The organism is Methanofollis formosanus (assembly GCF_019633745.1).
Lineage (GTDB): Archaea > Halobacteriota > Methanomicrobia > Methanomicrobiales > Methanofollaceae > Methanofollis > Methanofollis formosanus.
Map to the genome: position 1 here is coordinate 169,662 of NZ_CP037968.1, position 19,089 is coordinate 188,750.

The 19,089-nt window shown below is 46.3% G+C and carries 11 protein-coding genes; 6 read left to right on the top strand and 5 right to left on the bottom strand.

Annotated features, from left to right (window positions below):
* Positions 1–4: 4 nt before the first annotated feature.
* The 4 genes from E2N92_RS00700 to E2N92_RS00715 all read left to right on the top strand — a co-directional run bounded on the left by E2N92_RS00700 (position 5) and on the right by E2N92_RS00715 (position 9,613).
* Positions 5–2,575, top strand: a complete 2,571-nt coding sequence (locus tag E2N92_RS00700) for a DEAD/DEAH box helicase (protein ID WP_220681791.1) — start codon at positions 5–7, stop codon at positions 2,573–2,575.
* Positions 2,572–4,644 carry a hypothetical protein gene (locus E2N92_RS00705; RefSeq protein WP_220681792.1) on the top strand — a complete coding sequence of 691 codons (2,073 nt, stop codon included), beginning with the start codon at positions 2,572–2,574 and terminating at the stop codon, positions 4,642–4,644. Before E2N92_RS00700 ends, E2N92_RS00705 begins: the two co-directional genes overlap by 4 nt.
* Positions 4,644–7,832 (top strand): AAA domain-containing protein, encoded by a 3,189-nt coding sequence (locus E2N92_RS00710; RefSeq protein ID WP_220681793.1) that lies wholly within the window; start codon positions 4,644–4,646, stop codon positions 7,830–7,832. Before E2N92_RS00705 ends, E2N92_RS00710 begins: the two co-directional genes overlap by 1 nt.
* Positions 7,833–8,095: 263 nt before the next feature.
* Positions 8,096–9,613, top strand: coding sequence for a HEAT repeat domain-containing protein (locus tag E2N92_RS00715; protein ID WP_220681794.1), 1,518 nt, complete (start codon positions 8,096–8,098; stop codon positions 9,611–9,613).
* Between the two features lie 149 nt (positions 9,614–9,762).
* Here E2N92_RS00715 and E2N92_RS00720 read toward each other — a convergent pair whose 3' ends face one another.
* From E2N92_RS00720 to E2N92_RS00735, 5 genes are all read right to left on the bottom strand, one after another.
* Positions 9,763–10,944: a BREX system ATP-binding domain-containing protein gene (locus tag E2N92_RS00720; RefSeq protein ID WP_220681795.1), complete on the bottom strand. Its 1,182-nt coding sequence runs from the start codon at positions 10,942–10,944 to the stop codon at positions 9,763–9,765.
* Positions 10,941–11,780, bottom strand: a complete 840-nt coding sequence (locus E2N92_RS00725) for a hypothetical protein (RefSeq protein WP_220681796.1) — start codon at positions 11,778–11,780, stop codon at positions 10,941–10,943. Before E2N92_RS00725 ends, E2N92_RS00720 begins: the two co-directional genes overlap by 4 nt.
* Positions 11,777–12,814 carry a tRNA-guanine transglycosylase gene (locus E2N92_RS00730; protein WP_246589261.1) on the bottom strand — a complete coding sequence of 346 codons (1,038 nt, stop codon included), beginning with the start codon at positions 12,812–12,814 and terminating at the stop codon, positions 11,777–11,779. Before E2N92_RS00730 ends, E2N92_RS00725 begins: the two co-directional genes overlap by 4 nt.
* Before the next feature lie 1,257 nt (positions 12,815–14,071).
* Positions 14,072–14,200 (bottom strand): hypothetical protein, encoded by a 129-nt coding sequence (locus E2N92_RS13675; protein WP_281425789.1) that lies wholly within the window; start codon positions 14,198–14,200, stop codon positions 14,072–14,074.
* Positions 14,201–14,277: 77 nt separating this feature from the next.
* Complete coding sequence (locus E2N92_RS00735) at positions 14,278–15,057, bottom strand: hypothetical protein (RefSeq protein WP_220681797.1); 780 nt, start codon at positions 15,055–15,057, stop codon at positions 14,278–14,280.
* A 92-nt stretch (positions 15,058–15,149) separates the two neighbouring features.
* Here E2N92_RS00735 and E2N92_RS00740 point away from each other — a divergent pair, with 92 nt between their 5' ends.
* Entirely contained in the window at positions 15,150–15,983 is an 834-nt protein-coding gene (locus tag E2N92_RS00740; RefSeq protein ID WP_220681798.1) for a viperin family antiviral radical SAM protein, read from the top strand.
* Between the two features lie 117 nt (positions 15,984–16,100).
* The gene (locus tag E2N92_RS00745; RefSeq protein WP_220681799.1) at positions 16,101–19,049 is read left to right on the top strand and encodes a tetratricopeptide repeat protein; all 2,949 of its coding nucleotides are present in this window, start codon (positions 16,101–16,103) and stop codon (positions 19,047–19,049) included.
* The last annotated feature ends 40 nt before the right edge of the window (positions 19,050–19,089 follow it).

The window sequence follows — 19,089 nt, forward strand, 5'->3', positions numbered from 1 at the left end:
TCCAATGGACGGCGACATCCTTGAGGACTTTCATGCTTCCTGGGCTTCATTCTTCAGGAAGAATGACGAATCTCAGGAAAAAAAGGATATCCAATCCCTTAAATATATTCTTTTAAAGTACGTTGAAGATAGAAATGAGCGGGACATCAATAGAGGGAACTATGATTGTTACGTCCCGATCTGTGACATTCTTCATAATATCAAGGGAACAGACGGGTCTGTCAGGCTCACCTTTCTCGCCAACCGTTGCGGATTTGATAGTGGTTCTTGCAATGAGAAGGATCTGACAGAGATCTATCATGTGATCATTCTCCAGTGCCTCAGGGAAATGGTCAATGATGGGATACTCCTTTATGTATACGATAAACAACGAGTACGGAGTCAGATTGCAGAACTCGTCCGATATTTTTCCTATTTGAAACAGCGTTTTGATGACGATTATGAATCGTCACCCGGTCTGACGCAGATGGTAAAACTGCAGACCAAGAGTCGTAAAAGACCAAAACGTGATATACCACTCAAAGACGCACTCCAGACGGTCTTCAGCGTCAAAGATGAAGTACGGTTGAATGAATCCATCCAGGGCGCTATTCAGGACGGAACATATAAAGAGGCGTTCAAGTGGCTCCGTTTGATGATCAGGAGTAACTTTAAAAATAATCCTTCCGATATTTACCTTTCCCGGTTCCAGGTCGAAGGATTCAGAGAGATCTTGAAAGCAGCTATATCGAAGGATTATTCATCCGACGATCTCTCATATATCATCCAGTCCAGTACCGGTTCTGGAAAAACCGAGACTTTTCTCTTTCCGATTTTGCTCTATACGTTACTGATGAGCAAGAAATCAGGCACAAAAGCACTGCTCCTCTACCCGCGGATCGATCTCTGTAATGATCAGGTTCAGCGCCTCCTCCGGTATGTTACAATCATCAATGATTCTGGACTGCTTGGGAAAAAAGGGATTAAAATTGGCATTCATCACAGTAGGACAGAGGAACTTTCGCTCGCATGTCCATATGATGGATGCACCGGCAAACTGATCAAACAGGGTGATGACCGGTTTTTCCGATGTGACCATAACACTGACCATCTCATTAGTTATATTGTCGATAAAACCAAACAGGCTGACATTATCATCTCAACGCCGGACTCTATACACCGGAGATTGATGGATCAATATGGAAAAAAGAATATCTGGGACGTTAAAGGGACTTTTCCGAAATTTATCGTCTTTGACGAGGCCCACATTTATTCAAACCAGTCAGGGATGCATGTCGCAAATATCGTACAGAGACTCAGGCATAAGATCAGATCGAAGACGTCATCAGAACCGATATTCATTGCATCAAGTGCAACCGTTGGGGCACCTGAAACATTTGCCTGCCAACTCTTCTCGACCGACAGTGCCATGATCATCCGTCCTAGAGATGTAGACCTGGAGGAAACCGGGCGGGAATATGTGGTTTTTGTTAAAGCCACCAATCCCCGCAAGATCCTGATCCAAAAACCCGGGGAGGAGAAGGAGCGACTCACCATCGCTACAAACCTTTCAGCGATGATACAGATCGCCTTCTGTTTTTACCACACGATGCTTAAGATGGAAGGGAAGGATAGGATCATCGGATTCGTCGACTCCATTGATATCATCAAGCGCCTTGGAGACAAACTCTGCGATGCCGAACGGCGGAGGAGACTCTATCAGTTACGGACTCCAGATCAAAAGTTGGGGACGGCTCTGAATCGTAACTGTCCTCATGTGGCCTGTGAGACTCTTCCACCAAATCCATACACCAATCGGTGCCGGGCCTATCTCGACGGAGAGTGCTGGTGGACAATGAACAACCATGACGCCTCTCCGATGGATATTCAGATCCACAAATCAGGGAACACCTGCAATTGCGAGAATACGGAGGTTGAAACCGACGATTGGGACATAATGATCACCACCTCCTCGCTGGAAGTGGGGTTTGATCATCCGGCTATCATTGGAACATTCCAGTACAAGGCCCCGATGAATATCCCAGGATTTGTGCAGAGGATCGGACGGGGTGGGCGTTCCCCTTCGGATATGCCTGTCTCCGTCGTTGTGCTTGGATCACACCCCCTCGATACGTTTTACTTCCACCACACCTCGCTTCTGACAAATCCTGGATCTGATAAACTGGAAATTCCCATCGATCCCGGGAACATGTATATCAAAACCATGCATGTGGTTTCGTTCATCTATGACTATATCAGTAATCTCTATAAAGATAAGTTATTCCGGTCTCATTACTATAATCTCGATGTGAATGAGACGCTCCAGGCGATTAAGGATGATAAAGACCACATAATTAGAGACCACATCATCAGAGAGGTAATAGAAACATTTCAAATCAGCCAAACTGATGCCAACCAGATCCTTGAGTCTCTCTGTGAATATTATCAATCTTTGCTTGAACCCATCGAACCTGGACTTGAAGACAGGTCGTTTATCGATCTCTGCCGTTACGACAGAGAGAATCAGGGGCGAGGCATTGAAGAGATCAAAAACGATATTCTCAGGACAATAGTTCGACTGGAGGGGAAAATATGAATCGAGAAGAAAAGATTGCCAGACTACGGGCGGCCCATAATTACTGGCAGAAATTCGGTTCTGGACCTGGAAAATTCAATTATGCCTATATGCACCCCCCTGATCTCTTCAACCTGGATCCGGCAACGGTCAAGCCCTGTTGTGTTCCGGCGAATTTTATTCCAGAACGGGTTGGTGGAACGATCGCCATTGTTCAGCGCACAGAGGGAAGGCAACAGACGCTTGATGCCGAAGGTAAAGAGTTCATTTTGAGCAACTTTTTACCGGGAGGCTACAAAAAACGATGGGGATTCAAACATTTCCGTGCAATCTGGCAACCGAGCAGTTGTGTACAGGGCGCCTCGAAGATCGAGCAGACGTTTGACTGCAGAAAAGTCGTCGCATTGAATGAGATCTATTCTCAAGAAACCTTCTCACCTCTTGATCTTCCAACAGACCAGACGTCGATCTATTTCCCCGAAACCGTCTATGTCGAGGAGATTGAACCCCATGGCATATTCTATTGGGACGATACGATCCACCTGCTGACACAACGCCGTACCGAAGGTACCACCCATGAAGCCAAAAGAGATCCGATTTCTTCACCATTATGGGAGACCATACCTCTTTCGGTTCTCGATACAACAGGAGGGAGCGGAGACACCAACGCTGTAACTTTCCAGCAGGACTCTCTTCTGCAATCGGCAGCATACATTCCTGATTTTCGACTGGCACGCTGCTACTATGCAAACTGCCTTCAACTTTTCACCAACGGCCAATCCCTCACCAGACTTATTCCATTCTACCATGATCAGGATGATCAATATGCCCTTATCGGTACAGAGCATATTTCCCAGGCTGTCATTTTCTCGATTGACCTCCGACCACATCTTGAAAAGGTGATGACAGATGTGGCGTCACAACCAGTGTTACAGAACGATTTGAGGCTAGCCTATCTCGGCACGCTGTTACACTCATCTGTTCTCCAGAAAGAGGGACTGCTGGGGTCACTCTATGATGTGGACTGGTTCCTCAATTTTCTGTGTGGTGTGGATTATGTTCTCAAAGAAATGAACCCAGACCATGATCTGGGTGCATTTTTCAGAAAGAATCTGGATGAACAGAAAAGAATAGTCTCGCAATTGATCCCCCAGGAGAGCGAGATTAGACTCCGACTCGCCGGGATCACCCCTGAACATCGAGTTGAGATTATAGAGATCCTCGAAAAGCATCAGAGAAAACTACGTGGTCTTATTGAAGAGGCATTTAACGAGACCTCCTTTAGAGGATTCATTCAACAGGTTCTCTCACAGACTATTGAAAAGGCGATTCAGGTCTGGAGCCAACAGGTCTTCAGTATTGTTGGTGAGGGACTTACATTCTGGTCTGATTCCATGGATAATGGGCAACTGCATGTTTATGCCTATGACACTTACCAGGGGGGAACAGGGATCGCACGTGAATTTTATGCAAAAATACAAACTCTTGTCGCTGAACCTGCCGACAGCATCAATGATCAGATACGACAAGCCATCCTGTGCGATGTAGATGTAGGAGATGCAATAATCAGGTCGATATTTAAAAAATACAATACGCATTTCCTCTCGGGGGTCTTTTTAGAGGATAAAGATCTGCAGGAACAGGTGGTCAACAATGCGCTTGATGATCTGGAAAAGAACAGGCACATATCACTCGACAACAAAAAACGAGACGATATTTGCACTTTTGTCAAGCTTGATCTTAAACGTTTTACCACCTCTGAGGATTTGATTGCATTCTATCGGGAACTTGTGCTCGGTTATGACAAAGTGAAGTCTGTCCTGAAGAGGACACCAAACAGCACTGACATGCTTCTCTACTGTTCCGCCCACCCGTTCTATGACCCTCGGGCCCTCCGGTTGTTTGAAGTATTCCGCACACGGCATAAAGGGGATCTTACCGAAATTTCCGCACGGGTCGATGAGATCATGCCTGTCTGCATAAATGCCTGCCCGGAGTGCATCGATCTTGACAATCAGTATGGAATTACATCTGCTCGCTATGAACATCGTGATAAGCGCGTGCTCCTGAATCTACTGGACGTGATCTGATGACTGGAACATATGTTCCCTTTGATAAACTCGTGAAAGAACCAGAGGCATACAAAGAAGAATGGATCCAGAGTAGGGCACGTTTATCGTCACAGCCCTACCATTCAACAACTCAAGGTGGACCAAAGTATTTGCTGAATCTTGAGGTTCCTTCAGGACACCAACACGACATCAGAATTGCGATCTGGGAACATCCTCCCTCCTGGCTCCCCTACACCGAAACGTCATCGAAGCTTGTCTCAATTTTCTCAGGTGATGACGAAGAGCATAAAAAAATGTCTCATCTATTCAGTCAAGGTGAGGAGGTGTTCTTCGAGGGTTATCTAAAATGTTCTTCTGGTATCGTTTGGATAAATGTTGAACGGATTCTTATCGCTCATCCTTCCATCGCGATCGGGCCCAGAGAGATCATTGGTGCTCTTCATTGCCCGAGGATCTATTATCTTGAATATATCAAGAATACCATGGACAACGTCCTCAAAAGACCTGTGAAACATATCTCCCGAGGCAATGTTGTCCATAGTATCTGCGAACTACTCACTACATCAGGGGAGATCATTCATCTTTCTGAGATGAGAAGTGGAGAAAAAAATAGGATCTTACGTGAAATCGTAGAACATGAGACGAATACGACATTTCGAATGGATTCTGCTCTCCACCTCCTAGCAGGTACTCCCCTCGATAATGTCCAGAAAGACATATATTTTCATCTCAAAGATCTCACACAGGACACCGAGGTGGCAGATTTTTTCAGAGGCAAACCTGTCGCCACTGAACGGATGGTCAACCATCTCTACGGATTTTCAGGTGTGATCGACTTTTTCGTGAATGGATCTGTTCCGGTAGAACTCAAAACTTCCTCGAATCTTCATGAAGAACACCTGATACAACTCAAGGTCTACCTCCTTGTGAGTTATCTGGACTCAGGCAATCGCATGGGATATCTCATGTTTTCAAAGTGTGTAAAATCAGGGAGTTCTGGTGAATATCGTCACATCCATCCTGTGGAGTTGACCGATGACGATATCGACACTATCCTGTACGCCCGTCACCGCGTCTTGGTCATGAGGAGGGGGATGCAACTTCCGTCTCCACAAGGCATGGATTGTGATGAGTGCAGGTACCGGCATCCCTCTCCCTATTCTCTCCGAAAAATGTATCCAGCATGTTCATTTTACTGTCAGACCGAGCGATACTGGGATTGCTATGCGTATGATGAAACTGGCAAGGTAACTGCATTATGCCCCCTTTTTGATGATTGCACACTGAAGTTCTCCTACTTCAACACGGAGATCATCGATCATTGGAACAAGATCCGCAAGGCTGTCTCGGCAGAGAACGAAGAACTTGATCTTCTTTTCAGACAGGTCCGCAACCTCACTGATGAGACACTTCGGATGAGCGGTCAGAAAATTGACAGCCTGAAACTCACGAAACTATCAGATCAGGTCTGTGTCTTTGGATCAGATGAGGCTCTCCCGTGCCTCGACTGTATTCCCGGCGAACGAGTTAATATATCCACAGAGGATGGAAAACACACCTATTCTGGAACATTGACCCAGATCGGGCTCAATGATCTCCATGTTCTCTTCGGAGGCACTCCCTGTGAAGATTTCTTTACATCATCCGGATATGCTCTTTCCAAGGATTATTCTGAGAAATGGATCATGCGATATCTGCTCAGAGTGATCGACTATACAGAGCGCAACATGCGGGAGATGAGACTCTCCTCCGGTTCCCGGAATAAAATTCTCGAAAAACGTGCAGTCAAAGAGTATAATTCAAAGGATGTAGCCGACGATCTCTTTAGAAAACGTCTGGTTGCACTCCATTCCCCATCCCAGACATCTGACGTCAGACGATGTGTAGAAGTTCTTGCACATCTCTCTCAAAAATTCTCAATTCTTGTTGTTTTAAGGAATAGATCTGAAATAGAGGGTTTTATTGGACTTTATCCCAAGAAACACGATATTCTCATTGTTGATCGAGAAGAAGAGTTCCCTCCAGAACCCAGGGTCTGTGAGATCGGAAACAAAAATTCACCCAAAGATATTCAGGACAAAATTTCTTTGTCACGTTTGATAGTAACCGATATCGGATTTCTTCAACGTTCTCATTTCTTTGAGTTTCTTTCAGACCCTGAAAGACGGCATTACTTTGATTATGTGTTTGCAACAGGCGCCGAACAATTTTTTGAGCCAGTATTCTACTATATCAAAAATCTCGGATATTCAACGCTTCTTATCGGCGATGCATTCAGAATGTCATATCCGGTGAGGAGTCGAGAGGCACGAACACTCGGACTTGGAGAAAGACCCTTTGAACGACTCATCCTCTATGATTCATTTTTTGAGTCACAGGATTATGCAATCTACCACGAGCCCTTCAAGCGACTCCCGGGAAGTGTGATTCAAGCCTTCGATAAGATCGATTCGGAGATATCTTCTGAGCGGATCGATGGGAACCTCACATTCGTCGATGTAAAGGGACATGAGAAGGGAGTGTCTCGTGTCGACTGTCTCTATCAGATCTGCATGGGGAATGAACCGATGAAGTACCAGATGGTCATTGAACCAGACCGTATTCTGGATGCTACAATGATAGAGGCACTCATTGAAAACCTTCCAAAATATTCCATCAAAGACTACAGCACTGGAAGTTCGTTCTCAGTTGGAGAGTGTTCATATACGGTTGTTCGGATTGATCCACTCGGGAACATGAATGCGTCGGATCCGAAGGAAAATGTCTCTCTTGTGATCCGCATTCCTATCTCATTGTCCGAAACTCTTCAAGAACTGCTTTATTCAAACGAAGAGGAAGCAGATGAGGTCGTTGCGCTTCTGAAGGCGATGTCCACCGATGAGCGGGAAGAGACAGTTGTCATCACCCCATCTATTTCTCAGGCCTCGCTTCTGAAGGAGAAGTTGTACACCAACAAGATCAGCGATGTGTCTGTATGGCTCCCCTTCCAGATCAGTGGCCGGAGTTTCCGTTCATGCATTCTCTCTCTTGTGAGTGCGAACTCAGAACGGGTCATCAGATCCCCATTGACAGACCCTCGTCTGCTGTACACGATGTTCACCTCCGCCGAAGAGAATCTCATTGTTGTCGGCAATAAAGATACAATTGAACAGAATAGATTGATTGCAGAGATTATTTCTAAAAATTGCATTCAGGATGGGGTATAATGCCTTTTCATATTTCAGAATGGAACAGAGATATTGTGATGTTAATCAAAGATGATCCGATGGACTGGAATCAGCGAATCCGTTGTTCAATATTGGAACAGAAGGAGAACATTTACCGCAATCACAGGCGATTTAGATGTCATCCCTATCTTTTTCTTGTTCAGGAGGCAATTGATGTATAGTAGCAGAAAATAAACCTCTAGAAGAGTTGAAACAAATCAGAAATTATTGTCACTATATACATTGTTAAACTGGTGATTTAGGTGAATGTCTCTATCAGCGAACAGCAGATGAAAGATTTGATTGATTCTCAGCAGGTAATCTCAAACGGTCGTCTTGTGAGTCATTTTAAATCCTTTGATCCAAACAGTTATCGGATTCTTGAGCGACCCCTTGTTCAACTGCTTATTGATGATCTGATAGCAGGTTCGTGGACCGTTGAAGAGCTTGCATCAAAATATGGAATACAGAAACAAGATGTTAGAAAAATAGTCAATCCACTCATGGGCGATGTTGCAGCATTTGACGGTGGATATATCCCCCTTCGAACTGCTTACAATGATCCAAACGGGGGCCATAGGAAATATAGGTTTTCACTCATTCCTATCCCTATTCGAGGCCGTATTTTTGACCCCACACTTGGATTTAGCCTCTTAAAATGGTCCGAGTTTCTAAATGATGAAGACAAATCCAGTACCACTCCATATGAAATCCAAAAAGAAGCATTCTTTCAGAATTTAACCTTATATTGGGGGATTCCAGAAGATATAATTCTGAAACATTTCAATTCTGAAAAGACATTCTTTGTTGACACCTTATATGGACCCCTCCCTGTGCTCAGCGATCGTACACTCTATCAACAGATATGGGATAAATTTACAGATACAGCAGATATTTTGGCAAGAAAATATGGCCATCGGAATTTAAAAACCGAATATCAATACTACCAGGCATTTTTGAGTCAAGGCCTGGGTTCGATACCTGATCTTCAGTATTGTGTTGTAAATCTTTGCAATACAATGAATTATTGCAGATATCATGGCCTTGGGGCCGAGTATTCGCGATTTCAGAAAGTCAACAAGTGTCTCTTCAAAATGATCACTCTGAATCTAGATGCGAGTTCACTTCCCCGAGCTAATTTTACACATAGAAAAACAGAGACGATAAGAAAAAGCAAAAATCTGAAATATCCAAAGAAAGTTCAGAAAAAAACGGTTCACAAGAAGTCAACCCCGACCAAAACATCAAAAAAATACATTCAAAACGAGTTAGTTCCAACTAAGAACTCAAATAAATATCACACAAAAGAAGACCCTGATTCAAAAATCAATTCAATCATCCCGTCTCTCCACTCCTCAGATCCTTTAGTCCAGATCAGAGCCATAAAAAAACTATCCCTCATGAAAAACGATAAATCTCTGAGTTTATTGCACAAAGTCGCATTGAGATACACTCAGTCAGTCGCGGTCTGTGCAACCACTTCTATTAAATCGTTCCCTTTTTCCCGTACGTCCGAGGTACTTGCTGATATTCTGCAATCCACCCCACATCCTAAGGCCCGCGTAATTGCCGCACAGGCTTTGTCTGATCAGAACACTCCAGCGTCGATCATGGCCCTTGAAAAGGGACTTTCAGATTCTAATGTTCTGGTTCGAGAGGAATGTGTTCGATCTTTGGGAGTGATTGGTAGTCCACAGGCTGTTGCGATTCTTCAAACTCATCTTAATAAGGAACAAATGGAGATTGTTAGAGGGGAGATTGAGAGGATTCTGAACCAATAGATATTAATATTGGATCTGAAACACATCAGATCCAAAACAGGCGATATAACACGCCCTCTCCCATCTCATATGGATCATCATTCCTTTTTTCTCGTCGTATTTTCAACGGACTGCTCTCATTGGGATTCATGGTTGATTCACCAGATTTATCATATCTCGTCTATACCTTCAAACACTCCCAGATCAACACACTTCATCTCATGCAAAAGAGCCTCATCGATCGCCTGACCACATATCGTAATGATCCGCCGCGCGTTCCCGTTCCCCTCTATGAATATCCTCTGGATACTTTCCTCTGTGAATGGCTCGATCGAATCGGAGGGGGCGGTTCTGCAGGTGTTGAGGTATTCTGTGACCATGTAGGTGACCGAATGTTTATCCAGCGGTTTTAAGTTGGCTTCTTTTGCGATACGATCTGAAAATGCATGATATTCGGCAACAAGGGTTTCCCAGACCTCGGGTGCACACGCGATAATCACAGAGAGCCCTGTCGGATTGACATCGATCAAATGCCGGAGAGAATTAAGCATATTCTGTTTTGTCCGTGCCTGAAGCGTCTCGATAAATTCAAACTCGTCGATGAGCATGATCACAGGCGAGTGATTGATCTGCTCCAAGGTTGTTTTTAATGCAATAAATGCACGCTGGGCATGATTTGCAGTGATGTTCGAGGTCAGATGCAGTTCTCTCCGACGTGAATACTCAATCGCCTCTCCACTCAACCACTCCCAGGATGTATACGCGTTTTCTTCATATGCAAGGTTCAAAAATGCCCGGGAAAAGTCGGGGTACTTTGTCAATTCAGAGAGGAGGACATAAGCCTGAGGAACGATATCTGAAAGCAGAACTTTCCCTCTCTCAACGGCTCGCCACCCCATTCCAGGCTCGATGTCTTCTTCGATCTTGCCATTTTTCGAGAGTTCTTCTGAAACTTTCGCGATATATTCCCTTGAACACTCTCGAAGATAGGTCGAACCAAGATCGTAGATGAAATCTCTATAGATATCCCAGAAAGACTCACCCGGTTGAGCAACATAACCCGTGACCGGTTTGAGGACTGAATTTTCACAAAATTGATCCCTGATCTGAGCCTGAATATATTTCAGTGTGTGGCTCTTCCCGTTGCCATAGGATCCTGTAAGGATAAGGTGATTTGACTGTCCAGTCGATATCACGGAAGAGAGTACATTGCTAACCTTGTCCATCACTTCTTGCTGGCCAACATATATGTCCGGAACTTGCTCCGGTATTCCCGAATAGGGGAATGGATTCGCATTTAACCCAAAGATCGTGTAATCCTTCTTAGATGTGACAATATTCAAATTATTCATGATAAATCCCTCTTATGAATGGCAAGGTAATAGTACTGCCTTCTTCCGCACTCGATCCCGTTTAAATACTGATCAGAGGTGAGTTCCATCGTGATTCTATCAGGCATCTCTGAAAAGTTGACCGACTTTATCTTCTTATCAGATTTTTTTGCGTGCGTTGTGATGGGTGCTCCAGATAATTCCAATCTTCCAATATTCTTTACATAGAGGTCTAAAAATTTTTTATCGAATGTTTCTCTTTGAATTTTTAATTTTTCACATACGTGTTCCCTGATCTTCGGGATCTCAACATATCGCTGTTTTAGGTTTCCGACCCCTGATCGGTTGAGTTCGTCGTAGATGTTCAACAATGCCACGGTGAAGGACTCATTTGTGTCATCTATAGCATAGTAATGATTGTTGAACACATTCTGCTGAATTGTTCCGACCCGTAATGTCAAGTCTGATATATATTGGAGAGTCGCTGAATTAAAGTTGAAATATTCATCTGAGATGAGGTTAGGGAGGTTGTTTAATTCGATCGGCCCATATTTCCTAACTCCATAATAGAATGTGGCATAGTGTGGATATCCCATCATTATCTGGTGAACAGTTCTCCAATCATCTTCTCTGATGGCCTGTACGAATTTTATTGTTGTGGCTGTTTTTTTGAAATGATCCTCATTCTGCAATATAAGGTCCATTCTAGCCATTTCCCGGAGGATCTCCTTTGATCGGTCCATTGAAACGCCCAAATGTTCCTGTAGTTGACTATATGATGTCTCCTGTTCTTGCACCACATAGAACGCTGTCTCGACAACTTTGCTAAATGTTACAAGGCGCGCACTCTTCCTCATACCAGACCTCTCTTTTTTGCTTTAGCATATCGGAAGGCCTCGTACATTGCTGGACTGTTCATAAATCGTTTCTCTAGATACTGTTCAACCTCATTCTCTTCGATTGCCATTTTTAATTTCCGGATCTCATGTGTAATCATCCAGAGATTGTGCATTCCGATGAGTTTTCTTTCAGAGCGTACTTCTTCATAGGGGTGTATGCTACAGATTGGACACGTACAGGGAAGGTACGTTGTCTCAGGAATATCTGAGAACTCTATAGATCCGTTGCCGGGCATATAGTAGAGGCGTTTAGATCCAGCCTTGAGAAAAGCAGATGAATCAAATGTATCAGCCCCCATATAGACCATGAGTGGAATCATTGTTGGACCCCCCAGGCCAAAAACATGCAGTGGAAGGTCACCAATTCGTTTTCTGACGGCATGTATGATGTCTATGATTGCATGATAGTCCGAACGTTTGGAAATGCATCCACCGATGGCAAAACCATCAAAGTTACCTCTTTTCTTTAGATAATCGATAGTATTCATCATCATTATAGGATCGTTCCCCTGTAATGATGCATATATGAGCATATCTTCACGTTCTCGATTATCAAGAGCAATAAGTGCATTTTTAACAGATATTTTTACAGCATCAGAATATTTCTGATTATAGATACAATCTTTAGCAAATACCGGCAGATCCAGTGTCGCAGCAATATCGGCGCCAACATTCTCCTGAACTCTAAGCATTTCTATGGGATCAAGAGTCAGATCGTGATTCTTCTGTTGAAACCCTCCGCTATCGACAAAAAACACCCCATTATTTGAATATTTGTCATGAAGGCCGCCTTCACCCATTTTTTCATACAAAGGACTGGAGTAGATAGAATACGCGTTGATCATCATTGTATTCATATCTGGAATCATTTCCCAGTATCTCGGCGTATTCCCCTCCCCTCCTTTTCCTCCGTTATGGACCGGAAAAAAGGCAGGTGTTTCAAGCTCTCTTGTTGCTGTATCAATAATTCTAATATTCGTCATGCTCGTCATCTAATTAGTCCACTAAATAGGTAGACTACTCATGTGTATAAGTAAGTTTTCCCCTATATTCAACATACGAAATGGCCCAATCGATCCCGAAACACCTCCTCGAAAAATTTGCTCGACTCTATTACGTAAAGAAAGGTGGAAATTTCACCCATACAGATGCTCAGGAGATACTCAATATCTCAAGGTCATATGCCGGCCAGGTACTTCCTATTCTTGTTAAATCGGGTTGGATTTTTTCCCGTCGATTAGAAGATGACCGCCGTATGAAAGTATACGGATTCAAAGAACCAAATTGTATTATTGAAGAGATTGGACGCGAATTAAATCCAAAATAAGTATGAAAAATCGGCTCTGTAGAATTCCTCAGGTTTGCTATCTCTGCGGGGGGTTGGCCGCCCCCCGGTCCCCCCGCGTGAAGATAGGCGGGATACAGCAATACACTTTTCATGGCCATTGATTTTGCCTTCCCGTCCCTATCTTCATCCCGGGGGTCCGGGGGCAGAGCCCCCGGCAAGAAGATGGGGGAAGGTGGTTGAATCGCGCTCGCACCCGGAAAAGGTGAGGGTTTCTACAGAGCCCAAAATTCATGTCAGTTGGCCATTTGGGTTGAACTGATGAAGGGCAGCATTGCTCCACCAGGTCAATCGAGTCATCCCCTTTATGTCCCTTTTTACTCTACTCATCTCCTTATTGAGACGTCACTTCATCTTATGCTCAACTGCTAACCATCTCCTCACCCACATGTGCAGCAGATCCCCTCTCTTTGCAGCAGGTTGCAGCAGGTGCTGCCGCCCAAAAAACCACCTCAAGCACCCCGATCCCGATTCAACCCGCCATCCCCAGAGATCAGGAGATCGGTTGCAGCATTTCAGATCTCACACCCACACCCCCCTCAAGACCCATGAGAACTCCAGCTACCGGGTGGGTGTGGGTTTTGCTGTAATATAGTACTAAGAGAGAGACGCGTCTCTCTCTGTACTAAGTACTGGCAGATCCAACACCTCTCCTCGCCGTTTGATCCTCGCTGCACCTGCTGGAAATCTGCTGAAAACCTGCTGGAAAGGTGTAAGCGTCGTCATGGCCGGGAGGGCCCTCACGGGAGGATCGATCCGGGCAGAGCCCCCTGCCGATACAACACTCAACCCTCAAAGACCATTATGCAACCCCTCCTCCACATTCAGAAGTACCATGAAGAGAAAAACACGGAGATCATCACAAGACCCTCGTCATTCAGACAATCAGCCTGAAAAAAAAGAGTTATTTTTTGCTGTTCTTCGCAGCCGAGGACATAGCCCGGGACTTAAAGCCCTGGTTGGTGCCGCTCCGGTCGGCAGCGGCCTGGACCCGGCGTGCCGCACCGGGAGTCATCGATCCTTTCTTTCCCATCTCTTCACCTCCTTTTTTTCAGGGATTGGCAGGAATATCTCGTGAACGTATCTGGAAATGGTCTCAGAACTCTGCAACTATTTCATTTGAGGGCCATCGTTTCTGCCTTCGGCATGGAGCATCTTCTGCGCAAACTCTCCGTGGGGCGTCAGGCAGTACTGCTTTCGCTTTTTGTTATTCTCGCAGGGTGCCACCTCGACAAGGTCCCACTCGATGAGTTGTTGCAGGATCCTGGTGAAAGTCGCCTTGTTTGGGGTCCGTTTCGTCTTTGTATCGTCGGAAAAAGGTGACGGCGTGTAGACTCTTTTCATCTCTGTCTCGAATTTCTGGCGGGTCATCCAGTTCCCTGAACTGGTGGAGAGAACTTCAAGGGCCGCGGGGTAGTTGGGGTTCCTCCTGATATCGTCGAGATGCATCTTCGGGATGAGGATATGCTCGATCTGATCGTTTCTCGGCGTCAGGTACACCTGTGCATCCAGCCAGAGCGCCATGATAAAAAGAGAAAGGGAGAGCATCTTTGTCCCGCCGCTCAGGTTGAAAGAGATACGTGCCGCCGGGTACTGACGGGAGGCGGTGAGCACGGTGTCACGGACTGAAGAGATCCCGGTGTCCTTTGTTCTGGCTTCTGAAAATTCGATCTTCATCAATTCGCAAATCTTCTGCACCCCAGAGATCGCCTCCCGGATCTGGGGCTTGACCGTCTTCATGTGCCCGGGATCGCCAGGGAGATCGTGGTAGACACTCTCCTCTACGACGACGACGGCATGGGTGATCTCGTTCAGGTTTTTGATGCAGGCCGGGAAGGTTTCGTGGATGTGTTCCCCTGCACTGATGAAAAGGAGGTGCGGTTCAGCCATATCATCAAAAAGAACAGTGAACATTAAATTGTTTCCGATTTTTGAAACAATTTCACATCACCATGATGGCTGTTCCACGAGGACCATTCTGCATGCCTGCCCAACCCACCATCAGGTCTGTGAACTGGCACCTCACCCCTGCCTGCAACTACTCCTGCAGGTTCTGCTTCGCCCGGAACCTCGGGGAACGTCCGGTCTCTTTTTCGGATGGATCGAGAATTCTCTCTCGTCTTGCCGATGCAGGGATGGAGAAGATCAACTTTGCCGGCGGGGAGCCCCTCCTCCATCCTCGCCTCTTTGATTACTGCCAGGTCGCCCATGACCTCGGGATGACTGTCTCGATCACGACGAACGGGTCGAGGCTGACACCTGAACTGATCCTGGCCCACCGGAATTGTATCGACTGGATCGCGCTCTCGGTCGATTCCGCCTCCGAGGAGACCGAAGCACGCCTCGGCCGGGGAGACGGCCACCATGTCAGTCACTGCATTTGTCTATCCAATGCGATCAGGGACGCCGGGATCAGGCTGAAGATCAACACGACCGTCACCGCACTTTCCTGGGATGAAGACATGACGGCGTTCATCAGGAGGGCCGACCCCGACCGCTGGAAGGTACTGCAGATGCTTCATATCAGAGGGGAAAATGATGAAGCGGTGGCCGATCTCTCGGTGACCGATGTTGAGTTCCGGGCCTTCGCCGACCGCCATGCCGGGGTCGTCCTCCGTGGAGGTGTACGGCCCGTTTTTGAATCATCGGCAATGATCGAGGGCTCGTATTTTATGATCACCCCTGGTGGTCGTGTGAAGACCGATACCGGGAGAGTGATCAGGAAGTTCTCGTTGGATGATGTACTTGGGGCTGGTGTCTCAAGATATGTCGACGAAATGCAGTATCTTGGGAGGGGAGGAGTGTATGCATGGTGATCTGCTGCTGTACCGAGATGCTGGATAATTTTGCAAAAATTCACAGCAATATCACCGTTTTCGGAATAAGGAACGTTAGAAAATTTATTGAACACATAATACGAGTTTGATTGATCAATGATGCTTAATACACACCCGATAAGGGATTTTCTCTGGGAGTCATATGTTATTCAGGCGGACCAAGAATTTCTCCAATCAGTGCAGGACCTCTCCCATGAGGAGAAGCGTGACCGATTCATCGATCATGCCCTCACGAACCAGATGTTGGTCCGCCTAAAGCGCGACCCGGGATTTGCACAGTACGCTTTCGAGAGAGTGGAAGAAAGCTCTGCAATTCAGGATAGGATTCGACAGAAAATTCTCCTGCTCTTTGGAGAGACATCCAGCATACCATATTCAGATCCTGATGTGCCCGGGCCCAAGGGTCTGGCAGAAATAGTTTCTGCAGCCGCTGAAAAGGGACTGGATCCCTTTGAAGAGGCCATACGATTTTCCCAGGATCCCTTCATGATCTCTGATTATAACAGAGACCGTTCCCAAAGGGAGGGAGAGAGCAAACTCAGATACCTTCAGACGCGCCTCGAAGCCGCGGAAGGCAGAATCGACAATGATCTTGAGATCATTGCGATACGCCAACAGATGAGCGATCAAGCGAGTGGACTCTATTATGGACCAATGATGGGAGTGGACGATCCTCTCTTTCCAGCGGCCGGATTTACCGACGATATTTTGCATGCAATAAACCGGTTTTCGGTGCAGAACCTCAAATTCAAAGGGAGATACTTTGCATCCGGTGATTCTGCACTGCCTGACATGTCCCTCATGGAGTGGACTATTCCGATCCTGCCGTTCCTGACAATCCTTGAAAAGGCGATATTCGGGAAAAGTGTCGTTGATTCCGGCACCGACATCAATGTGGTCCGTGAACTCTGGAAGTTTGAGGCAGATAGTTCTACCATTGCGGCGTATGAGTGGTTCTCACATCTTTCACGTGAAGAAAAGATCGAGATCCTCAATGGCGACTATCCGTTTTCGATCGGTGAGAAGTATCTCTCAGAGATCGACCGATATGTTCCTGAGAATCAATCTTATTATTATCTCTTCAGGATCAGCCAGTTGTATTATGCCGGTTTTTATGAACACGCGGCAAAAATTGGTGAACATGCGTTCTCCCATGAGAAGGACAGGAAGGCGAAATATTATATCGCGAGTTCCACCGCAACGTCATACCGGGAATATGAAGACTACCAGTCTGCCCTGAGATGGTACGAGACTGCACGAAAACTGACGAAAAAACTGGAACAGGGCACTCGTGAATACAAAGAATTCGTCGAGCGGAAAAATTGCGCTGAGATGCAGCATTATCTTAACGGCAGCGAACGGTTCCGAAAAGATATTGCCGGAATCGTTAAAGATACCTGTCATCTTCCTTCAGAAATTCTGAGTTCCATAGAATACAATCTCGCCGAGGCGTCCAGGCGGACAGGCGAACATGATCAGGAATACGAACATCTGACCGAGTATGTCAACCTGGCCAATCCGAAGGATCCGCACTTCTCCATCGCCCTTGAAAGACTCGATCTGTTCACCCGAACTATGGATGATCCCGATTTCCAAACGATCCGTGAGACCGAATCCAGGAAAAGGGTGGAGATCTATCAACGCCGATACAGGAATGCAGTACTATCGTTTCAGTATATGGATGCCATGCACTGGATCGAGTGTCTCCTGGACATTCGCCCTACTCCTACTACGTATTCAGAAAAATCCAGCCTTCTCAGACATTTCGGAAAAAATACCGAGGCAATCGATCTTCTGCGAAGGGCTGCAGAACTTTCTGACGAAGGGTCATATACAAAATCATTCTGCTGGATTTCCTTTGCCCTGCTGAAGGCCCGGGATACCAGAGAGATTGATGAGGAGGTTTCTGAAGGGATCCGCTCGGCCCTCTGTTCTGCCGGTACAGGGAATATGGCCGGACCTGAGAACGGCTATATCGGCATCCTCAAGCCAGTCATCTTTGATACCACAGGATGGGATGACCCGGCTCTCTCGACCCGGTTTTTGAAAGCATTTTCCAGAGAGTTTTCTGCTCTCGGTCTGCCTGGCAACCCTGCTCTATTTATTGGACAAGCATATCTCCTGAACAGTATGAGTGCCGAGGCCCGTGCGTGGTTCCAGAGAGCCGCTGAGGGTGCAGAGTCCGGGTCTGAGCGGGCAGCAATCTTCAATCTGATCGCCGAATCCTACTTCGCCGAGGGAGACCACGAAAGCGCGTGCAAATGGTTTGCGCGGGCAACGGCCGAGGCACCGCAATCACTGGATGCACATGCAGGACTGGCACGCTGTCATACCTGCATGATGGAATATGACCGGGCACTCGCCTCAATCAAAAAGGCATGTGAAATCGATCCTGAGAACGATCGATTGCGGCAGATGGAGGAGGAGATCACCAGAATGTCTGCGAACGTGATCTCCCTGTCACGGATCGATTCAGAGGAGGTACGTTCGGTCTTCAGGACCGGCGACTGGTTGTTGTACAGTGTATTTACCGGCCCCGAACGTGCGTCCTACGACCTCGGCCCGGTCGTCATCCAGTATGGGAAAGGGGTGGAGAAAATGCTGTATGAGACTATTCTCCTCCCTATCAGGGAACAGATCCGGCAGGACTCCCGGTTCTGCACCACGCCGGGCATCGGGATCCGATCTGCTTTCTGGAAAGGATCTGATGAAAAAAAGATCCCGGCGTTGCCGTTCACGCTGAAGACGGTGCTTGGCACCCCTGAGAAATCCCTTGCTCTGGGTCAGTGGGATAAATTGGTGTCAGATATAAGAAAAACACACAAAAATCCGTTGAGCCTGAAGTTCTTGAATATGATGGAGGAGAAAGGGTTCTCCGAGGAGGTAATTAACCGGATCGGGAGTCTCTGCCGGGACCTTTCTCTGGAGCGGAACGGTGCCGCCCATCTATCATTCTACAGCAGAGATGAGGTGATGGAGAAGAGGAGGGAGATGGTGACGATCATCAATAAAATTATAGGGATTCTTTCAGATCTGAGTGAATAAGCCCTTTGAAGATTTCCATTGACCCCACTTTTTTCAAAAA